This is a genomic window from Sphingobium sp. WCS2017Hpa-17 (assembly GCF_031843765.1).
Lineage (GTDB): Bacteria > Pseudomonadota > Alphaproteobacteria > Sphingomonadales > Sphingomonadaceae > Sphingobium.
The window spans coordinates 19,275-36,438 of sequence record NZ_JAVTIV010000004.1 but is presented as its reverse complement, the minus strand read 5'-3'; the positions used below and the strand labels follow the sequence as shown (position 1 = coordinate 36,438).

The window sequence follows — 17,164 nt, the reverse complement described above, 5'->3', positions numbered from 1 at the left end:
CAATGAGTCAGACGGCCAGCTATGCCATCGTCGGCGGTACATCGGGCATCGGCCTTGCGCTGGCCCGCATCCTGGTGGCGCGTGGCGATACCGTGCGGATCGGCGGCCGGTCGCCGGATCGGCTGGCCGCCGCACTGGCCACTCTGGGCGGCCGCGCCTCCGGTCAGGTCGTCGACACGGGCGACCGGGCATCGCTCGCCGCCTTCTTTGCGGCCGGTCCGGCGCTGTCCGGCCTGTTCACACCGGCCGCCAGTTACCGCACCGGCGACTTTCGCGACGGCGATCTGGACACCAGCGAGGCCCTGTTTCAGGCGAAATTCTGGGGCCAATATTGGACGGTCTTCGAAGCGCTTCCGCATCTCCTGCCCAGTGCCTCGGTGGTGCTGATGTCCGGCGCGGCCTCGGCCCGGCCGATCGGCGCGCCCGCCTATGCGGCCTGTAACGCGGCGCTCGAAGGACTGGCGCGCGGCCTTGCGATCGAACTCGCGCCGATCCGGGTCAACTGCCTGTCGCCCGGCACCACCGACAGCGACCTGTGGCGCGCCCGTCCGGCCGATCAGCGCGAAGGGGCCTATGACCATTGGCGCCGCCTCACGCTGGTGCAGCGGCCCGCCCATGTCGACGAACAGGCCCATGCGGCGCTGTTCCTGCTCGACAATGGCAATATGACCGGGTCCACCCTCTTTTGCGATGGCGGCTACAGCTTTCGCTAGAGCATTTTGCAGTCAGCAGGCACAGACGACGGCTTGCAAAATACGGAAAGCAAAAGACTCTCAGACCTGTGGATTTTTACACGCGCTCCCGGCATGATGCGGCCGATGTTGCGCCCTTGGACCCTTCTGCTGAAGGAACGTGTCGAAATCGCGCCGGACAGCCCGCGCTACATGCAGATCGCTCATGGCCTGATCCATGAGATTGAGCGTGGGCGCCTGCTGCCGGGCGAATATCTGCCCAGCAGCCGCGATCTTGCCGACGCGCTGGACGTCAATCGCAAGACTATCGTCACCGCCTATGAGGAGTTGATCGCCCAGGGCTGGCTGGCGAGTGCGGGCACGCGCGGCACGCGGGTGTCGACCTCCCTGCCGCGCAGCGAAGCGGCCGATGCCGTCCACCTTGCTGCCGCGCCCGCCATCGCGGCGGACGAGACCGAATATCCCTTCCTCGCCGCGCCCGACCGGCCGATCGCCATTCCCGTCGGCCATTGGCGCAAGCTGGATGAAGGCGTGTCGGACTCGCGCCTGCTGCCGGCCGACCTGCTCCCGCGCGCCTACCGCAAGGCGGCGGAGGATGCCGCCCGCACCAACAGCCTGTCCTATCGCGACCCGCGCGGATCGCCGCATCTGCGGCGCGAGATTGCCGACATGCTGCGGCGCCAGCGCGGCCTGATGGTCGGCGCCGACCATATCTGCATCACACGCGGCAGCCAGATGGGCGTCTTCCTGACTGCGCGCGTCCTGATCCGGCCGGGCGATGCCGTGCTGGTGGAACGGCTCACTTACGAACCCGCCGTCGCCACCTTCCGCGCTTGCGGGGCAAAGATCGTCACCGTCGGGCTGGACGAGGATGGCGTCGACGTCGCCGATGTGGAGCGCGCCTGTCGCAAGCATCGCGTGCGCGCGATCTTCGTCACCCCGCATCATCAATTCCCTACCACCGTCTCGATGCGCCCCGACCGGCGCCTGCGCCTGCTGGAACTGGCGCGGCAATTCGCCTTCGCGATCATCGAGGATGATTATGACCATGAATTTCATTTCGGCGCAAAGCCGCTGCTGCCGATGGCCAGCTATGCGCCGGCGCGGGTCATCTATGCCGGCTCCCTGTCAAAGCTGCTCGTGCCGGCGCTGCGCATCGGCTATATCGCTGCCGCCCCTCGGATGATCGACGCGCTCGCCTATCAGATTTCGATGATCGACGGCATGGGCAACAGCATTACCGAAGGGGTCGCCGCCCATCTGCTGGAAAGCGGGGAGGTGCGCCGCCACATCCGCAAGACTGCGCAAATCTACGCTGCCCGGCGCGATGCCTTCGCCCGCAGCCTGGACGCTACACTAGGCGACCTGATCGACTATCGCATCCCCGATGGCGGTCTTGCCTTCTGGCTGCGCTTTCGCGATCCCGCCGCGCTCGACCGGATCGAGGCGCGCGCGCCCGATCTGGGCCTCAGCTTCGCCTCCTCCCACAGCTATGCCGCCGACGACAGCGCCGAACGCGGCCTGCGCCTCGGCTTCGCCAGCCTGGACGAAGCGGAAGCGCGTGTCGTGCTTGCGGCGTTGCACGATTGCACGGCGCCATAAAAATCCACTTGGACCCCTCCACTTTGTAGAGTTGGATGTTTCTGACGGGTCCAGTGCGACTCATTGTGACCAGCATGAAATATCCGCCGCGCACCCCGGACGACGTGATCGCCTTGATCGACCAGTACCCGCTCTGCTGGCTGGTATCGGCCGGCGCATCCGGCTTCGGCGCCAGCCCGTTGCCGCTGTTGGCCGAATGTGATGCCGATGGCGCGCTGGTCGCGCTGTTCGGCCATATGGCTATGTCCAATCCGCAGGTCGCCCTGCTGCGCGAACAGCCCGAAGCACTGGTTCTGGTTAATGGTCCGCAGGGTTATATTTCGCCAGAGTATCAGGCTAATCCTATATGGGTGCCGACCTGGAATTACGCCGCTGCAACTGTCCAAGTCGTTGTCTCATTCGTGCCCGAAGAAACCCGTGAATCGATCGAGCGACTGACCGATCGCATGGAACAGGGCCGCGCCGCGCCATGGCAGGTCAGCGACGCCGAAGACCGGCTGCCTGCCATGCTGCCGCACATCATCGCCTTCCGCGCCCATGTCCGCAGCATCGACGGCCGCTTCAAGCTGGGCCGCGACGAATCGCGCACCGGCATCAATCAGATCGTCGGCAATATGGATCGCGGGCCGCTGCGCGACTGGATGCGGCTCTACAATGAAGACCGCCTTGAAGAGGAGACACAGGCATGAGCATCAGCCGTCGCGATCTGCTGGCCGGGGGCGCGGGGGGCGTCGTGCTGGCGCTGGTGTCGGCACGGGGCTGGGCGAAAGGACAGGCGCTCGACAGCGCCTATGTCAATGCGCTGGTCTGGACCGGGCAGGGCGCGCCGACCCTTTCCGCCATCGGCATCGCCGGCGGCCGGATCGCGGCGCTGGGCGCCGCAGCGGTCAAGGCGTACACGACGAAGGCAACCCGCGTGATCGACTTGGCTGGCGCCTTCGTCATGCCCGGCTTCATCGACTGCCACACCCATTTCCTGATCGGCTCCGACCTCCTCACCCAACCCAATCTGCGCGAGGCGAAAAGCCCGCAGGAATTCGCTCGCGTCGTCGGCGAAGCGGCCCGCCAGTTGAAGCCCGGCCAATGGGTGCAGGGCGGCAGCTGGGACGCGGAACTATGGGGCGGTGAACTGCCCGACCGCAGCTGGATGGACCCGGTGACACCCGACATCCCGGTCGCAGTGCAGCGGCTCGACCTGCACATGCTGGCGCTCAACAGCGCGGCACTCAAGGCCGCCGGCATCGACCGCAACACGCCGGACGTTCCCGGTGGCGTCATCGTCCGTGACAAGGATGGCAATCCCACCGGTATCCTCAAGGACGCGGCGATGGATCTGGTCAAGCGCGCCATTCCTGCGCCTACCGAAGCCGATCGGGAGGCGGCCGTGCGCAAGGGCATCGCCCATGGCCTATCCAAGGGCGTGACCCAGGTCCACACCACCGAACTGGACTGGATGACCCATGACGCGCTGCGCCGGCTGCGTGCCAAGGGCGAGACGGACATGCGCTTCTATTCCTTCCTGCCGTTGCAGGACTGGGCGAAGGTCAAGGCGCTGGTCGATGACGAAGGACGCGGCGACGACTGGGTCCGCTGGGGCGGGCTGAAACTGCAATATGACGGATCGCTGGGATCGCGCACCGCCATGTTCTACCAGCCCTATGACGATGCACCCGGCAACAGGGGCATGCCGATCCACAGACAAGCCGACGTCCAGCAATGGACCAATGACGCCGACGCGGCGGGGCTTCAGATCACCATCCACGCCATCGGTGACAAGGCGAATGACGAGGCGCTGGATATCTTCGCCGCCGCCGTCGCGAAGAATGGCGCCCGCGATCGCCGCTTCCGCATCGAACATGCCCAGCATCTGGCGCCGAGCGCGATCCCGCGCTTCGCCAAACAGCAGGTCATTGCCTCGATGCAGCCCTATCACGCGATCGACGATGGCCGCTGGGCGATCCAGCGCGTCGGCGCGGAACGGCTGAAGGGCACCTATGCCTTCAGGTCGCTGCTCGATGCCGGGGCAAAGGTCGCCTTCGGATCGGACTGGCCCGTCGCCCCGCTCGATCCGCTGACCGGCGTAGCCGCCGCCGTGCTGCGCCAGACCATCGACGGCGCCAATCCGGGCGGCTGGCTGCCTGATCAGAAGCTGACCATGGCGCAGGCGCTGCACTCCTACACCGCGACCAACGCCTTTGCCGGCTTCCAGGACGACCGTCTCGGCCAGATCGCGCCGGGGATGCTGGCCGACTTCGTGGTCATGGACGCCAATCTGTTCGCCATCGACCCGGCAAAGACCGGCAACACCAAGATTCTCCGTACCATCGTCAACGGTATGGAACGATTCAGCGCATGAGGTGAATTTCGGAAGGTCGACCGAACACGGCGGCCTTCCCAACATAAGGGGAAAGACATGAAGACGATTACGCATGTGAAGTCGGTCAGCCTTGCCGCACTGGCGGCCGCGACCCTGTTGAGTGCCCCGGCAATGGCGCAGGCGCCCGCCGAAGACAGTGACACCATCATCGTCACCGCTGGGAAGCGCGATGAAGATATCCGCCAAGTCGCCCTGTCGATCAGCGCCGTGACCGGCGATCAGTTGAAGGCGATGAACGCCAACAGCCTGTCCGATTATATCACGCGCCTACCCGGCGTCGTCTTCAACGATTATCAGCCCGGCATTTCCGAAGTCGTGATCCGCGGCGTCGCCGCCACCACTTATCATGAGCAGGGCCAGACCACGGTCGGCTATTATCTGAACGAAGTGCCCATCGTGGAACCGGGCTTCCCGATCGGCATCCCCGACGTCGACACGTTCGATCTCCAGCGCGTCGAAGTGCTGCGTGGCCCGCAGGGCACGCTGTTCGGTTCGTCCACGCTGGGCGGTCTCGTCAATTATGTCGCCAATGTCGCCGATGCGTCGAAGATCGACGCCGCTGCCTCCGGTCTGATCGGCACGACCAAGAATGCCAGCGGCGAACTCAACTATGCCGCCAAGGCGATGATCAACGTGCCGCTGGTACAGGACCAACTGGCCCTGCGCCTCGTCGCCATGCAGCGCTCGGACGCCGGCTATCTCGACAATCCCGGCATCGGCGTGAACGGCTCCAACGACTTCCGCAGCCGTGGCCTGCGCGGCTCGATCGTTGCTCATCTGGGCGAAACCACCAAGGTCACCTTCCTGTCGAGCTATCAGGACAGCAAGCTGGACGATCAGACCTATCTCGACCTGAAAAACCCCTACATTCGCGACCTGCCGCGCGCTGAAACCCAGAAGACCGATTTCTGGATGAGCAGCCTGCGCCTCGATCAGGAAATCGGCGACATCGCTAACCTGACCGTGCTGGGATCGATCACGAAGAAGAACAATACGACCGTCTTCTCCTACCCCTATGCCTATGTCACCGGCGTCACCACCGGCGACGGCGCAGCCTATTCGGTGGGCGACGCCGATGCGCTGATCAAGACCGTGGAAGCACGCCTAGCCTCAGCGGGCGAAGGGCCGTTCAAATGGCTGGTCGGCATCAGCTATATGCAGGCGAAGAAGAACAGCTACGATCAGATCTTCCAGTCGGGCGCGGGCGCCTTCATCGACGCCAATCCCGACCTGTTCGGCGGCTATAGCGGCGCGCAGTTGACGCCGGGTGACCGCCTCTACGGCTATTACACGACCAGCACGAACGAGGATTTTGGCATCTTCGGCGAACTCTCCTTCAAGCCGATCGAACAGTTCGAAATCACCGTGGGCGGCCGCTATTTCGACACCACGGCCAAGGCTGACGTCCTCAATCAGGCCGGTGCGCTGGGCGGCTATCCCGGCGGCTACACGCCGACCGACAGCAGCGGCAGCGTGAACCAGAAGGAAGACGGCTTCACCCCCAAGGTGACGCTCGCCTATCGCCCGTCCAAGAATCTGATGGCCTATGCCACCTATTCGGAAGGCTTCCGCGTCGGCGGCATCAACCCCAATGCCGGCCTGCTGCCCAGCATCCCGCAGGCCTATGAAAGCGACAAGGTCAAGAATTACGAAGCGGGCATCAAGGCGCAGACCCCCGACGGCCGCTTCGCCATCGACCTCACTGGTTTCCAGATCGACTGGGACAATATCCAGGCCCGTCTGTTCGGCCCGGCGCCGTCCTACTTCTCCTATGTCGTCAACGCTGGTGGCGCGCGGATCAAGGGTGTCGAATTTTCCGGCACGGTCAACGTCAACCGCATGGTCCGCTTCAGCAGCAACGTGACCTGGCAGGACGCGAAGATCACCACCTTCCTGCCTTATCCCTTCGATGCGGCCGGGCTGGGGGGCTATCCCAAGGGTACCACATTGCCGGGTTCGTCCAAATGGTCGATCTCGAACAATCTGACCCTGACCTTCGCGGATGTCTCCGGCGCGCCGACCTTCGACGTCGCGCATCGCTATCTGTCGTCGGCGCCGACCAGCTTCGATGACGTGTCGCGGCGCGGCGACTTCAACGTCTTCGATCTGCGTGCGTCGGTGGGTGTGGGCGAAAAGGTCCGGTTGATGGCCTTCGCGAACAATGTGTTCGACAAATATGGCGTGCTGAACGCGCCCTTCGCCAACGACGCCTTCGTGCCGCAGGGATCGATCATCCGTCCGCGCACCATCGGCCTGCGCTTCGACTGGGGCCTGTAATAGTCGAAAAGGAGACGGGACTGCTTGCCAATCGGCGGGCGGTCCCTTCTTCTGTCTGTCCTTCCTGCCAGAAAGGCCGAGATGCGTTTCCTTGCCGCCCTGCTCCTGTCCGCCGCCTCCATCGCCGCGCCCGCCCTCCACGCGCAGGACAAGGACAGCCTCAGCCTCCAGCCGACCCGCACGCTCAGCTATGACGCGCAGGAAGGCACATGGATGCAGCCGGATATATCGCCGGACGGCAGGACGATCCTGTTCGATCTGCTCGGCGACATCTATGCGCTGGATGCCGCAGGCGGCACCGCGCGGCCCTTGCTCACCGGCATGGCGTTCGAGCGTAATCCCGTCTTTTCGCCGGACGGCAAGCAGTTCGCCTTCATCTCCGACCGGTCGGGCGTCACCAACCTCTGGATCGCCAATGTCGATGGCACTGGCTTAAAGCAACTGTCCCACGACACCACCGTCGCCATCTACACCTCGCCCGCCTGGTCGCCGGATGGTCGGTTCGTCACCGTATCGCGCACCGTCCATGCCATCCTCGCCTTCGAACTGTTCATGTATGACAAGGACGCCGGCAGCGGCATCCAGATCACCAAGGCTGGCTCGCCCGACAATTGGGATGCGAAGATGAACGCCATGGGCGCCGTCGCCGCGCCCGATGGCCGCATGCTCTATTATGCCACCAAGCGCGGCCATACCTGGACCGAAAACGACCTGCCCAACTGGTCGATCTCGCGCCGCGACTTGAAGACCGGGCAGGATGAAACCGTCATCCAGTCTGCCGGCGGCGCGATGCGTCCAGCTTTGTCGCATGATGGCAGGCTGCTCGCCTACGCCAGCCGCAAAGGGCAGACGGACGGGTTGCGCCTGCGCAATATGGACACGGGCGACGACAGATGGATTGCCTTCCCGATCGATCGGGACGGGCAGGATGGCGGCTATTATGCCGATCTTCTGCCGCGCTTCACCTTCATGCCGGGCGACAAGGCGCTGCTGATGAGCGTGAACGGCAAGCTGGTCCGGCTCGACATCGCCAGCGGCGTGCGCACGGACATTCCCTTCACCGCGCCAGTGAAACTCGGCCTCGGCCCGCTCACCCGCGTCCGCCAGAAGGAGGAGGATGGCCCGGTCCGCGTCCGCGTGGTGCAGGCGCCACGTCAGTCGCCGGATGGCAAGAACGTGGCCTTCACCGCGCTGGGCGGCCTCTACGTCCAAAATCTGGCAACCGGTGCGACGCCACGAAAGATCATCGCTGAAGACGCCTTCCAGCCTGCCTGGTCGCCCGATGGCCGCACCATCACCTATGTCAGCTGGACCGCAAAGGATGGCGGCCATGTCTGGACCATCCCGGCCAGCGGCGGCAAGCCCAGGCGGCTGACCCAGTTGCCGGCCTATTACACGCAACCGATTTTCACCCCGGACGGCAGGAACGTGGTCGCGCTCAGGGCGAACCACTATGACCGGCTGCGCGCCGTGTCGGAAATCGACCCGTCACGCCCGACCGACGTCATCCGCCTGCCGGCGCAGGGTGGCCCCGCCGCCCTCATCACCCACGCCATGGGCGCACGCCTGCCGCATTTCGCGGACGATGGCCGGCTGCTCTTTTACAGCCCCGCCGGCGTCAACTCGGTGCCGCTATCGGGCGGCGACCCGCAGGTCGAACTGCGCGTGCTCGCCCCCGGCCTCGGCCAATATTTCCCCGGCCCCGCGCCGGTCGAGGAAGTCCGCCTCAGCCCGGATGGCCATCATGCGCTCGTCAAATCCTTCAGTCAGGTCTATCTGCTCGACGTCCCGCCTGCCAATGGCAGCGAACCGTCGACGATCAACCTGTCCGCGCCCATTGTCGCCAGGGCGAAGCTGACCCGCATCGGCGCCGACTTCACAGACTGGGCGGACAAGGGCGCGACCGTCACCTGGTCGGTCGGCGCGACCTTCCGCCGCCTCCCCACCGTGCAGGCCCTGTCCGGCGGCAGTGAAACGACCGCGCAAAGCTTCGCTCTCCCGGTCGAGGTACCGCGCGATATACCCAAGGGCAGCTTTGTCCTGCGCGGCGCGACCGTGATGCCGATGGCCGGCGGGCAGGACGCGATCGCCAACGCCGATATCGTCATCACCGACAATCGCATCGTCGCGGTCGGCCCGTCCGGCTCGGTCGCCATTCCCGCCGATGCCACCGTCCGCGACGTCAGCGGCAAATATATCGTCCCCGGCTTCATCGACACCCATGCCCATTGGTTTGAGATCAGGCGCGCTATTCAGGAGCGCGGCCATTGGGACTTCGCCGCCAATCTGGCCTATGGCGTCACATCCGGGCTGGACGTCCAGCCCTTCACCACCGATGTCTTCGCCTATCAGGACATGATCGACGCCGGCATGATGCGCGGTCCGCGCGCCTGGTCGACCGGGCCGGGCGTCTTCGTCAACGCCGAAATCCACAGCAAGCAGGACGCGATCGACGTCCTCACCCGCTATCGCGACCATTATCGCACGCGGAATATCAAGAGCTACATGATCGGCGACCGCGCCCAGCGGCAATATATGGTCGAGGCCGCGAAGGATCTGGGCATGATGCCCACGACCGAAGGCGCCAGCGACATGGTGCTCAACCTCACCCATGCGATCGACGGCTTTTCGGGTAATGAACACAGCATCCCGGTTGCACCGCTGCATGAGGATATCGTCCGCCTCTTTGCGCAGAGCCGCACCAGCTACACGCCGACGATCATCGTCGCCTATGGCACCACGCCGATGCTGTTTGACTATATTATCAACAAACGCCCGCAGGACGATCCGAAATTCACCCATTTCGTGCCGTCCGGCATCGTCAGCGAGAAGTTGCGTAATCGCCACTGGATGCCGCCCGAAGCGCAAAGCTGGCAGCAGATCGCGGCCGACGCCGTCGCCATCCAGCGCGCCGGTGGCCTGGTCGGCATCGGCAGCCATGGCGAAATGCAGGGGCTGGGCTATCAATGGGAAATGCAGGCCCTCGTCGCCGGCGGCGCGACGCCGATGGAAGCCTTGAAGGCTGCGACGATCGGATCGGCAGAGGTCATCGGCCATAGCGATGACGTCGGTAGCCTGGAGCCGGGCAAGTTCGCCGACCTGTTGATCCTCGACGCCGATCCGCTCGTGGACATCGCTAATGCCATGAAGATCAGCGCAGTTATGAAGAATGGCCGCCTCTATGATCCGATGACGCTGGACGAGATAGCGCCGCGCTCCGACAAGGCGCCGGAGACTTGGTTCGCCGCCGAGGGTAAGGGCGAGTAGGCCACTGGCGCAAGGTTGGCGCTTCTCCTCGACCCGGCCTGCGGCTAGAGCCGAGGGTGCAAACAGGAGCAGCGCATGGACCAGTCGCCCGTCATCACCTTCGCCGATATTGCCGATGCCGCCCGGATCATCGCGCCTGCCGCGATCCGCACGCCCTTGCTTGAAAATGATGCGCTTAACGAACGGGTGGGGCGTCGCGTCTTGTTGAAGTTCGAAGGAGCGCAACGCACCGGATCGTTCAAGTTTCGCGGCGCCTATAATCGCCTCGCGCGGCTTGACGATCGTGAGCGGGCGGCGGGCGTCGTCGCTTGGTCGTCGGGCAATCACGCGCAGGGGGTAGCCGCCGCTGCGAAGCTGCTCGGTATGCCGGCGACTATCGTGATGCCGGCCGATGCGCCCGCGATCAAACTGGCCAACACGCGTGTGCTCGGCGCGGAGATCGTGACCTATGATCGCCATAAGGAAAGTCGCGAGGAAATCGCCACAGCCCTGTCGCAGGAGCGGGGTGCGGTGCTGGTGCCGTCCTTCGACGATCCCTTCATCATCGCAGGGCAGGGGACGACCGGCCTTGAAATCCTGGATCAGGCGGCGGAAGCAGGCGCGGATGTCAGCCAGATCCTTGTCTGTTGCGGCGGCGGCGGCCTGACCGCCGGTATCGCCACGGCAGTCAAGACGCGCGCGCCGGGCATCGCGCTCTACTCGGTCGAACCGGGGGATTTTGACGATACCGCCCGCTCGCTCGCCAGCGGCCGGCGCGAAACGGTGTCGCCCGATGCGCGCAGCATCTGCGACGCGCTGATGGCGCCCAGCCCCGGCGCCATGACCTTCCCGATCAATCAGGCGCTGTTGTCCGGCGGTCTGGTGGTCAGCGACGATCAGGTGCGCGACGCCATGCGCTTCGCTTTCTCTACGCTGAAGCTGGTGGTGGAACCGGGCGGCGCGGTCGCGCTGGCGGCCATACTCAGCGGCCTCGCGCCGTCCTGCGAGGGCGCCAGCGTGGTGGTCATGTCAGGCAGCAATGTCGACCCAGCAACCTATGCCGCCATCGTGGGGGCCGCCGGCTGATGATCGACCCGCGCGCCATCCGCACCTTCCTGGCGGTGTGCCGCGCCAACAGCATCAGCGGCGGCGCGCGGGCGCTCAATATTTCCCAACCATCCGTCTCCAATGCGATCGCGCAACTGGAACAGTCGCTGGGTGGCATATCCCTGTTCGAACGCTCGCGCAGCGGTATCCAGTTGACGCCCGAAGGCGAAGCGTTGCTGCGCCGGGCGGAAGCGATCGACAGCCTGATGGCGGATGTGCAGACTGAAGTGCAACTGGCCAGCGTTGGTGTCACCGGCCCGCTACGCGTGGGCGGTACGCCCGGCGCGCTGGTCAGCCTGCTACCCGACGCCGTGCGTCGCATGGAGGCGCGGATCGGCCGCTTCGCGCTGCATGTCGTGGAACGGCCCGACCATGACCTCGCCGCCATGCTCCATCGCGGCGAAATCGAATTGGCGTTCGTCACCACCGGCATAGAACAGCCGCCTGAAGGGATAGAGGAGCGCACCTTCTCCCGCGATCCCTTCGCCCTGATCGTGGGTAAGCAGAATGATCATATGCCCGCGCGCCTTTCGTTGCGCGACACGGCACATATGCGCTGGGTACTACCCGAAGCACGCGGCGCCTTCCGCCGTCAGGTCGACGCCTTGTTCATGGCCGCCGACATTCCGGTGCCGCAGGACATCATCCGCTGCGACTCCCTGCTCACCACTAAGGCGATGGTGCGTGGCAGCCAGCGCGTCACCATCCTGCCGATGCAGGTGGCCTCGGCCGAATTGTCGATCGGCGTGCTGCGCGCCATCACGATTGAGGAAGCGCAATTCGCCCGCAGCATCGGCGTGCGCAGACTGTCGGGCGGTCGCCTGTCCCGCTTGGGAATGGAATTGTTCGACACGCTTATCCATAGTTCTAGGCTATGACATATCGAAAAATCATTATTTTTCTTTCCGATCGGGCGGGTCCATAACGTCTCCACAACGACAACGGGAGAGACTTCAGGTGCGACAGCTTATCCGCAATGTTCGGATATTCGACGGAACGGGCGGTGCTTCTGTCCCCGGCGCTGTCCTGATCGAAGGCGACAGCATTGCCGCCATCCTGCCCGCTGACACCGATGCAACGGCTGACACAGTGATCGATGGCCAAGGCGGCACGCTGATGCCCGGCATGGTCGATGCCCATACCCATCTCACCTGGGGCAGCTCGGTCGAGAAAATCTATCACCAGTTCATCCTGCCGCCCGAAGAGCTGAAGGTCGCCGCCTGGCGCAATGCCCGCGTGCTACTCGACCATGGCTATACCAGCCTTTATTCGGCCGGCGCGCTGGGTGATCAGATCGAACCCGAACTGGCCCGCGCGATCGACGCCGGCGAAACGCCCGGCCCGCGCCTCGTCCCCTCGACGCTGGAGCGTAGTCCGGAAGGCGAAGAGGGTGTCGAGACGGGTGATGTGTTCAACGGGCGTGGTCCCGAGGCGATGCGCGCCTTCGTCGCCTATTGCGCGGCGGAAGGGGTCAAGTCGCTGAAGCTGGTCATTTCCGGCGAAGATGCGCTCAAGCCCGGTTCGTCGGGTGATATCCTCTATACGGACGAGGAAATGCTGGCGGCTGGCGAGGCGGCGAAGGACGCGGGCCTCTGGATCGCGACCCATGCCTATTCGCCGCGCGCCATCACTCTGGCGCTCGAAGCGGGCGCGCGCATCCTCTATCATTGCTCCTTTGCCGATGATGCCGCGATCGACGCGATGGCGGCGAAGAAGGACGAGATATTCTACGCCCCCGGCCCCGGTGTCTCCGTTGCCGCGCTGGAGGCATCGCCCCCGCCGCATATCGACATGTCCTCGATGAAGGCCAGTGGCGCACAGCGGCTGGAACTGGAAAAGGCGCTGGTGCCCAAGCTCAAGGCACGGGGCGTGCGCATCCTGCCCGGTGGCGACTATGGTTTCCCCTTCAATCCCCATGGCCGCAACGCCCGTGATCTGGAGCATTTCGTCACTTATTACGGCTTCACCCCGGCCGAAGCCCTGAGCGCCGCCACCATGCTGGGTGGACAGCTAATGGGACAACGAGTTGGACAGGTAAAAGCCGGGTATCTGGCCGACCTGCTGCTGATCGAAGGCGATCCTACCAAGGACATTCGGATCATGCAAAACTCAAATAAAATCAATATGATAATGCTTGGCGGGAAGCTGCATAAAGCGCCCGTCATCCAGCCTGTGACCGCCTGACCGGAAAGACGCTTTCATGTTCGATGTTGCGATCATCGGCTGCGGGCCGGTGGGGGCCTTTGCGGCCAATTTACTTGGAAAATCCGGTGCCTCGGTTCTGGTGATCGAGCAGGAAGCGCACCCCTATCCGCTGCCCCGCGCGGTGCATCTGGATCATGAAATGATGCGCCTGTTCCAGTCGGCCGGGGTCATCGATCGGGTCGTTGGCGACATGCGCGATACCGAAGGGCATCTGCATGTCGGCGCCGACCATGGCGTCATCCGCTACATGGGTACGGTCGGCCGGGCGCGGCCGTTCAGCTGGTCGAACGACTATTTCTTCTATCAGCCCGAACTGGAGGATCACCTCCGCGACGCGCTGAAGGATTACCCCAATATAACTGTCCAACTCGGTGTCGCATTTGAAGGGCTGGAACAGGAGGTCAATGGCGTCACCCTGCGCCTGTCGGACGGTCGCAGCGAACAGGCCCGCTATGTCATCGCCTGCGACGGCGCGCGCAGCGCGGTGCGCAAGGCGCTGAATATCCGACTGAATGACCTCGATTTCGAAGAACCCTGGTTGGTGGTCGATGCCGAAGTCGACGGCCCGGTCCGCTTCCCCGATCTGTGGGGCGTGCCGGAAGCCGCCGACCTTCAGAAGCTGTCGGTGATGATGTGCGACCCCAGGCGGCCGGCAACGATCGTGCCGGGGCGCGGCAATCATCGCCGCTGGGAATTCATGTTGCTGCCGGGTGAGGACGACCAGGCGATGATGGAGCCGCAGGCAGTCGCGACCCTTGTCGAACCCTATCTCTCCGGTGTGCCGCACAAGGTGGTGCGCGCGGCCACCTATCGCTTCCACGGTCTGATCGCCGAGCGGTGGCGGCAGGGCGGTGTCTTTCTGGCCGGCGATGCCGCGCACCAGACGCCGCCCTTTTTTGGACAAGGCATGTGCCATGGCCTGCGCGACGTCGCCAATCTCGCATGGAAGCTGGATCTGGTGCTGAAGGGGCGGGCGCCCGATACGCTACTCGACAGCTATCAGCCTGAGCGCGATCCCCATGTCCGCGCTGTCATTTCCGCCGCCGTGGGCGCTGGCCGCTATATCTGCATGCTCGATCCGGCAGCCGCCGCCGAGCGCGATGCGAAGATGCGCGAAGCCGCCAAGGGCGCGCAGCAGGGTACCGCCGCCGACCTGATCCCCGCCATCGCGACGGGCATCGTAGCGACCGGCACGGCGGGGGCTGGCGAGCGCTTCATCCAGCCGCGCGTAGGCGACCTGTTGCTCGACGATGTGACCGGCGGCGGCTGGCGCCTCTTCACCCGGACCGTGATCGACAGCGACGACGTAACCGTCATCGACCTTGCGCAACTGGCCGATGATGGCGCGATCGCCGACTGGCTGGCTGATCGCAACGTCGAATCAGTGCTGGTCCGGCCCGACCATTATGTCTTCGGCACCGGCAAGGCAGCCGACCTCATCGCCCGGCGCAATGCCCTGATCGCCGGTGCCGCTCATCAGGAGATTGCCGCATGAGCCTCACGCTCGATCAGGCGCGGACCATCATCGACGCTGCCCTTGCCAAGGGGCGCACCGACGGCGCCCAACCGCTGGCCGTGGTGGTGCTGGATGCCGGCGCGCATCCGGTCGCCATGGTGCGGGAGGACGGCGCCAGCCTGTTCCGTTTCGACATCGCGAAGGCGAAGGCGTCGGGTGCGCTGGGGATGGGGGCGGATACGCGGGTCTTGGCCGCGCGTGCCGCCTCCAACCCTGTCTTCTTTCAGAGCGTCGCCGCCGCCACCGGCGGTCGGCTCGCTCTGTCCCCCGGCGGCGTCCTGATCCGTGACGTGGAAGGCGCGGTGATCGGCGCCGTCGGGATCAGCGGCGATACCGGTGATTGCGACGAAGTCTGCGCGATTGCCGGCATATCGGCTGCCGGCCTTTCCCATGGAGATGTGAAATGAAGTTGCGCAGCATCGAACTGGCGCTGCCCGGCGCGGCGGCGGCGGCGGCCTTCCTGACCGACATCTGGGGCATGGCCCCGGCCGATGTCGTGGGCGATATCCATTATCTGCGCGGATCGGGCAGCTTCCCCTACCTGATCGCGCTGGAAGAGTCGGCGCAGCCTTATGTCCGCTCCACCACCTTCGTCTGCACCGCCGACCGGCTGGAGCAGTTGAAGCGCAGCGTGATCGAAGCAGGTCTGCCTGCCGCGCCCGTCAAGTCCGACGACTTGGGCGGCGGTCATGGCATCATCGTGGAACTGGCCGAAGGCGAACTGCTCCGCTTTCTGGTCGATGCGGCCGAAGTCGCGCCGATCGAGGGCGCCGATCTGCCGGTAAAGCTCACCCATGTTGTGTTCAACAGCGCGGACGCCGAAGCGACCGGCCATCTGGTCGAGGACGCGCTTGGTTTCCGCGTGTCGGACCGGACCAAGGGCATGGTGTTCGTACGCTGCAATGACTCGCACCACAGCACGGCTTTTGCTCGTGCTGGTTTCGCCAGCCTCAACCATATCGCTTTTGAGATGGAGGATCTGGACGCCGTTATGCGTGGCATTGGCCGCCTGCGCGATCAGGATATGGCGCCGGCCTGGGGGCCGGGCCGCCATGGTCCGGGCGCCAATGTCTTCGCCTATTTTATCGCCCCCTTCGGCCCCGTCATCGAATTTTCGACCGCCGTGAACAAGGTGCCCGATGATTATCAGGCGGGTGCGCCCGAAGACTGGACCTGGCCCGCCAAGCGGATCGACCAATGGGGCATGTCCGACAAGGATTTCGACGGCTTGCGCGCCGCTGAAGAGAAGTTCCGCCATCGCCGCGACTGGGAACCCCAGCCCCTCGATGTTCTGACAGAGGAAAATCACTAATGCGTTATGTCAGCTTCCGCCGCCCCGACGGCACTCCCAGCTTTGGCCGTCTGGATGGCAAAACCATTGTCGAACTGGCGACCGACGCGACGCCCAGCCTCAAAGCCGCGCTGGCCGATGGCAGTCTGGCTGCGCTGGCCGATGGCGCGACCTTCGCCGCCGCCGACATCGTGCTGCTGCCGGTCATCTCCGATCCCGCCAAGATCCTGTGCGTCGGCCTCAACTATGCCGAGCATGTCAAGGAAACCGGGCGTGAGCAGAAGGCCCATCCGGCGATCTTCGTACGCTATGCCGACAGCCTGGTCGCCGATGGTCAGCCGATGGTGAAGCCGGCCGTGACCGAGCGGTTCGACTATGAAGGCGAACTGGCGATCGTCATCGGCAAGCCTGCGCACAAGGTCGCAGCTGCCGAGGCGTGGAATTATGTCGCCGGCTATGCCGCCTTCAACGATGGCAGCGCGCGCGACTGGCAGCGGCACAATATCCAGTTCACGCCGGGCAAGACTTTCCCCGGCACCGGCGGCTTCGGCCCCGCGCTGGTGACGCCGGACGAAATTGACGACCTGAACGCCCTGCGCGTCCAGACTCGCCTCAACGGCGAACTGCTTCAGGACCAGCCGGTCGGCGACATGATCTGGGATATCCCGACCGTGATCGAATATGTGACGGCCTTTACCCCGCTCGCTCCCGGCGACGTCATCGCCACCGGCACGCCCGGCGGCGTCGGCGATAAGCGGACCCCGCCGCTCTACATGAAGGCCGGCGACAAGGTCGAAATCAGCATCGGCACAGTCGGCACACTCACCAACCGCATCATCGACGAACAATAA

13 protein-coding genes are annotated in these 17,164 nt (G+C 64.7%); all 13 read left to right on the top strand.

Annotated elements, in window-relative coordinates:
• Positions 1-2 precede the first annotated feature (2 nt).
• A complete protein-coding gene (locus RQH62_RS08860; RefSeq protein WP_311268404.1) occupies positions 3-713 on the top strand; it encodes an SDR family oxidoreductase in 711 nt (236 codons plus the stop codon).
• A 105-nt stretch (positions 714-818) separates the two neighbouring features.
• Positions 819-2,294: a PLP-dependent aminotransferase family protein gene (locus RQH62_RS08855; protein ID WP_311268403.1), complete on the top strand. Its 1,476-nt coding sequence runs from the start codon at positions 819-821 to the stop codon at positions 2,292-2,294.
• A gap of 74 nt (positions 2,295-2,368) precedes the next feature.
• Complete coding sequence (locus RQH62_RS08850; RefSeq protein WP_311268402.1) at positions 2,369-2,983, top strand: FMN-binding negative transcriptional regulator; 615 nt, start codon at positions 2,369-2,371, stop codon at positions 2,981-2,983.
• The gene (locus RQH62_RS08845; RefSeq protein WP_311268401.1) at positions 2,980-4,650 is read left to right on the top strand and encodes an amidohydrolase family protein; all 1,671 of its coding nucleotides are present in this window, start codon (positions 2,980-2,982) and stop codon (positions 4,648-4,650) included. The genes RQH62_RS08850 and RQH62_RS08845 overlap by 4 nt, the downstream gene beginning before the upstream one ends.
• 57 nt (positions 4,651-4,707) lie before the next feature.
• Complete coding sequence (locus RQH62_RS08840) at positions 4,708-6,948, top strand: TonB-dependent receptor (protein ID WP_311268400.1); 2,241 nt, start codon at positions 4,708-4,710, stop codon at positions 6,946-6,948.
• Between the two features lie 81 nt (positions 6,949-7,029).
• Positions 7,030-10,215, top strand: a complete 3,186-nt coding sequence (locus tag RQH62_RS08835) for an amidohydrolase family protein (RefSeq protein WP_311268399.1) — start codon at positions 7,030-7,032, stop codon at positions 10,213-10,215.
• A gap of 75 nt (positions 10,216-10,290) precedes the next feature.
• The gene (locus RQH62_RS08830; protein ID WP_311268398.1) at positions 10,291-11,280 is read left to right on the top strand and encodes a threonine/serine dehydratase; all 990 of its coding nucleotides are present in this window, start codon (positions 10,291-10,293) and stop codon (positions 11,278-11,280) included.
• Positions 11,280-12,179: a LysR family transcriptional regulator gene (locus tag RQH62_RS08825; RefSeq protein WP_311268397.1), complete on the top strand. Its 900-nt coding sequence runs from the start codon at positions 11,280-11,282 to the stop codon at positions 12,177-12,179. Before RQH62_RS08830 ends, RQH62_RS08825 begins: the two co-directional genes overlap by 1 nt.
• A gap of 79 nt (positions 12,180-12,258) precedes the next feature.
• Positions 12,259-13,485 (top strand): amidohydrolase family protein, encoded by a 1,227-nt coding sequence (locus RQH62_RS08820; RefSeq protein WP_311268396.1) that lies wholly within the window; start codon positions 12,259-12,261, stop codon positions 13,483-13,485.
• Positions 13,486-13,501: 16 nt separating this feature from the next.
• Positions 13,502-15,001, top strand: coding sequence for a bifunctional 3-(3-hydroxy-phenyl)propionate/3-hydroxycinnamic acid hydroxylase (locus RQH62_RS08815; protein ID WP_311268395.1), 1,500 nt, complete (start codon positions 13,502-13,504; stop codon positions 14,999-15,001).
• Positions 14,998-15,429 carry a heme-binding protein gene (locus tag RQH62_RS08810; RefSeq protein WP_311268394.1) on the top strand — a complete coding sequence of 144 codons (432 nt, stop codon included), beginning with the start codon at positions 14,998-15,000 and terminating at the stop codon, positions 15,427-15,429. The genes RQH62_RS08815 and RQH62_RS08810 overlap by 4 nt, the downstream gene beginning before the upstream one ends.
• Entirely contained in the window at positions 15,426-16,334 is a 909-nt protein-coding gene (locus tag RQH62_RS08805) for a VOC family protein (RefSeq protein WP_311268393.1), read from the top strand. Before RQH62_RS08810 ends, RQH62_RS08805 begins: the two co-directional genes overlap by 4 nt.
• Positions 16,334-17,164: a fumarylacetoacetate hydrolase family protein gene (locus RQH62_RS08800; protein WP_311268392.1), complete on the top strand. Its 831-nt coding sequence runs from the start codon at positions 16,334-16,336 to the stop codon at positions 17,162-17,164. Before RQH62_RS08805 ends, RQH62_RS08800 begins: the two co-directional genes overlap by 1 nt.

Excerpts from the sequence above, each read along its gene's own strand:
- RQH62_RS08845 (WP_311268401.1), top strand. The coding sequence starts at position 2,980 with ATGAGCATCAGCCGTCGCGATCTGCTGGCCGGGGGCGCGGGGGGCGTC.
- RQH62_RS08830 (WP_311268398.1), top strand. The coding sequence starts at position 10,291 with ATGGACCAGTCGCCCGTCATCACCTTCGCCGATATTGCCGATGCCGCC.
- RQH62_RS08860 (WP_311268404.1), top strand. The coding sequence starts at position 3 with ATGAGTCAGACGGCCAGCTATGCCATCGTCGGCGGTACATCGGGCATC.
- RQH62_RS08800 (WP_311268392.1), top strand. The coding sequence starts at position 16,334 with ATGCGTTATGTCAGCTTCCGCCGCCCCGACGGCACTCCCAGCTTTGGC.
- RQH62_RS08840 (WP_311268400.1), top strand. The coding sequence starts at position 4,708 with ATGAAGACGATTACGCATGTGAAGTCGGTCAGCCTTGCCGCACTGGCG.
- RQH62_RS08815 (WP_311268395.1), top strand. The coding sequence starts at position 13,502 with ATGTTCGATGTTGCGATCATCGGCTGCGGGCCGGTGGGGGCCTTTGCG.
- RQH62_RS08835 (WP_311268399.1), top strand. The coding sequence starts at position 7,030 with ATGCGTTTCCTTGCCGCCCTGCTCCTGTCCGCCGCCTCCATCGCCGCG.
- RQH62_RS08825 (WP_311268397.1), top strand. The coding sequence starts at position 11,280 with ATGATCGACCCGCGCGCCATCCGCACCTTCCTGGCGGTGTGCCGCGCC.
- RQH62_RS08850 (WP_311268402.1), top strand. The coding sequence starts at position 2,369 with ATGAAATATCCGCCGCGCACCCCGGACGACGTGATCGCCTTGATCGAC.
- RQH62_RS08855 (WP_311268403.1), top strand. The coding sequence starts at position 819 with ATGTTGCGCCCTTGGACCCTTCTGCTGAAGGAACGTGTCGAAATCGCG.
- RQH62_RS08805 (WP_311268393.1), top strand. The coding sequence starts at position 15,426 with ATGAAGTTGCGCAGCATCGAACTGGCGCTGCCCGGCGCGGCGGCGGCG.
- RQH62_RS08810 (WP_311268394.1), top strand. The coding sequence starts at position 14,998 with ATGAGCCTCACGCTCGATCAGGCGCGGACCATCATCGACGCTGCCCTT.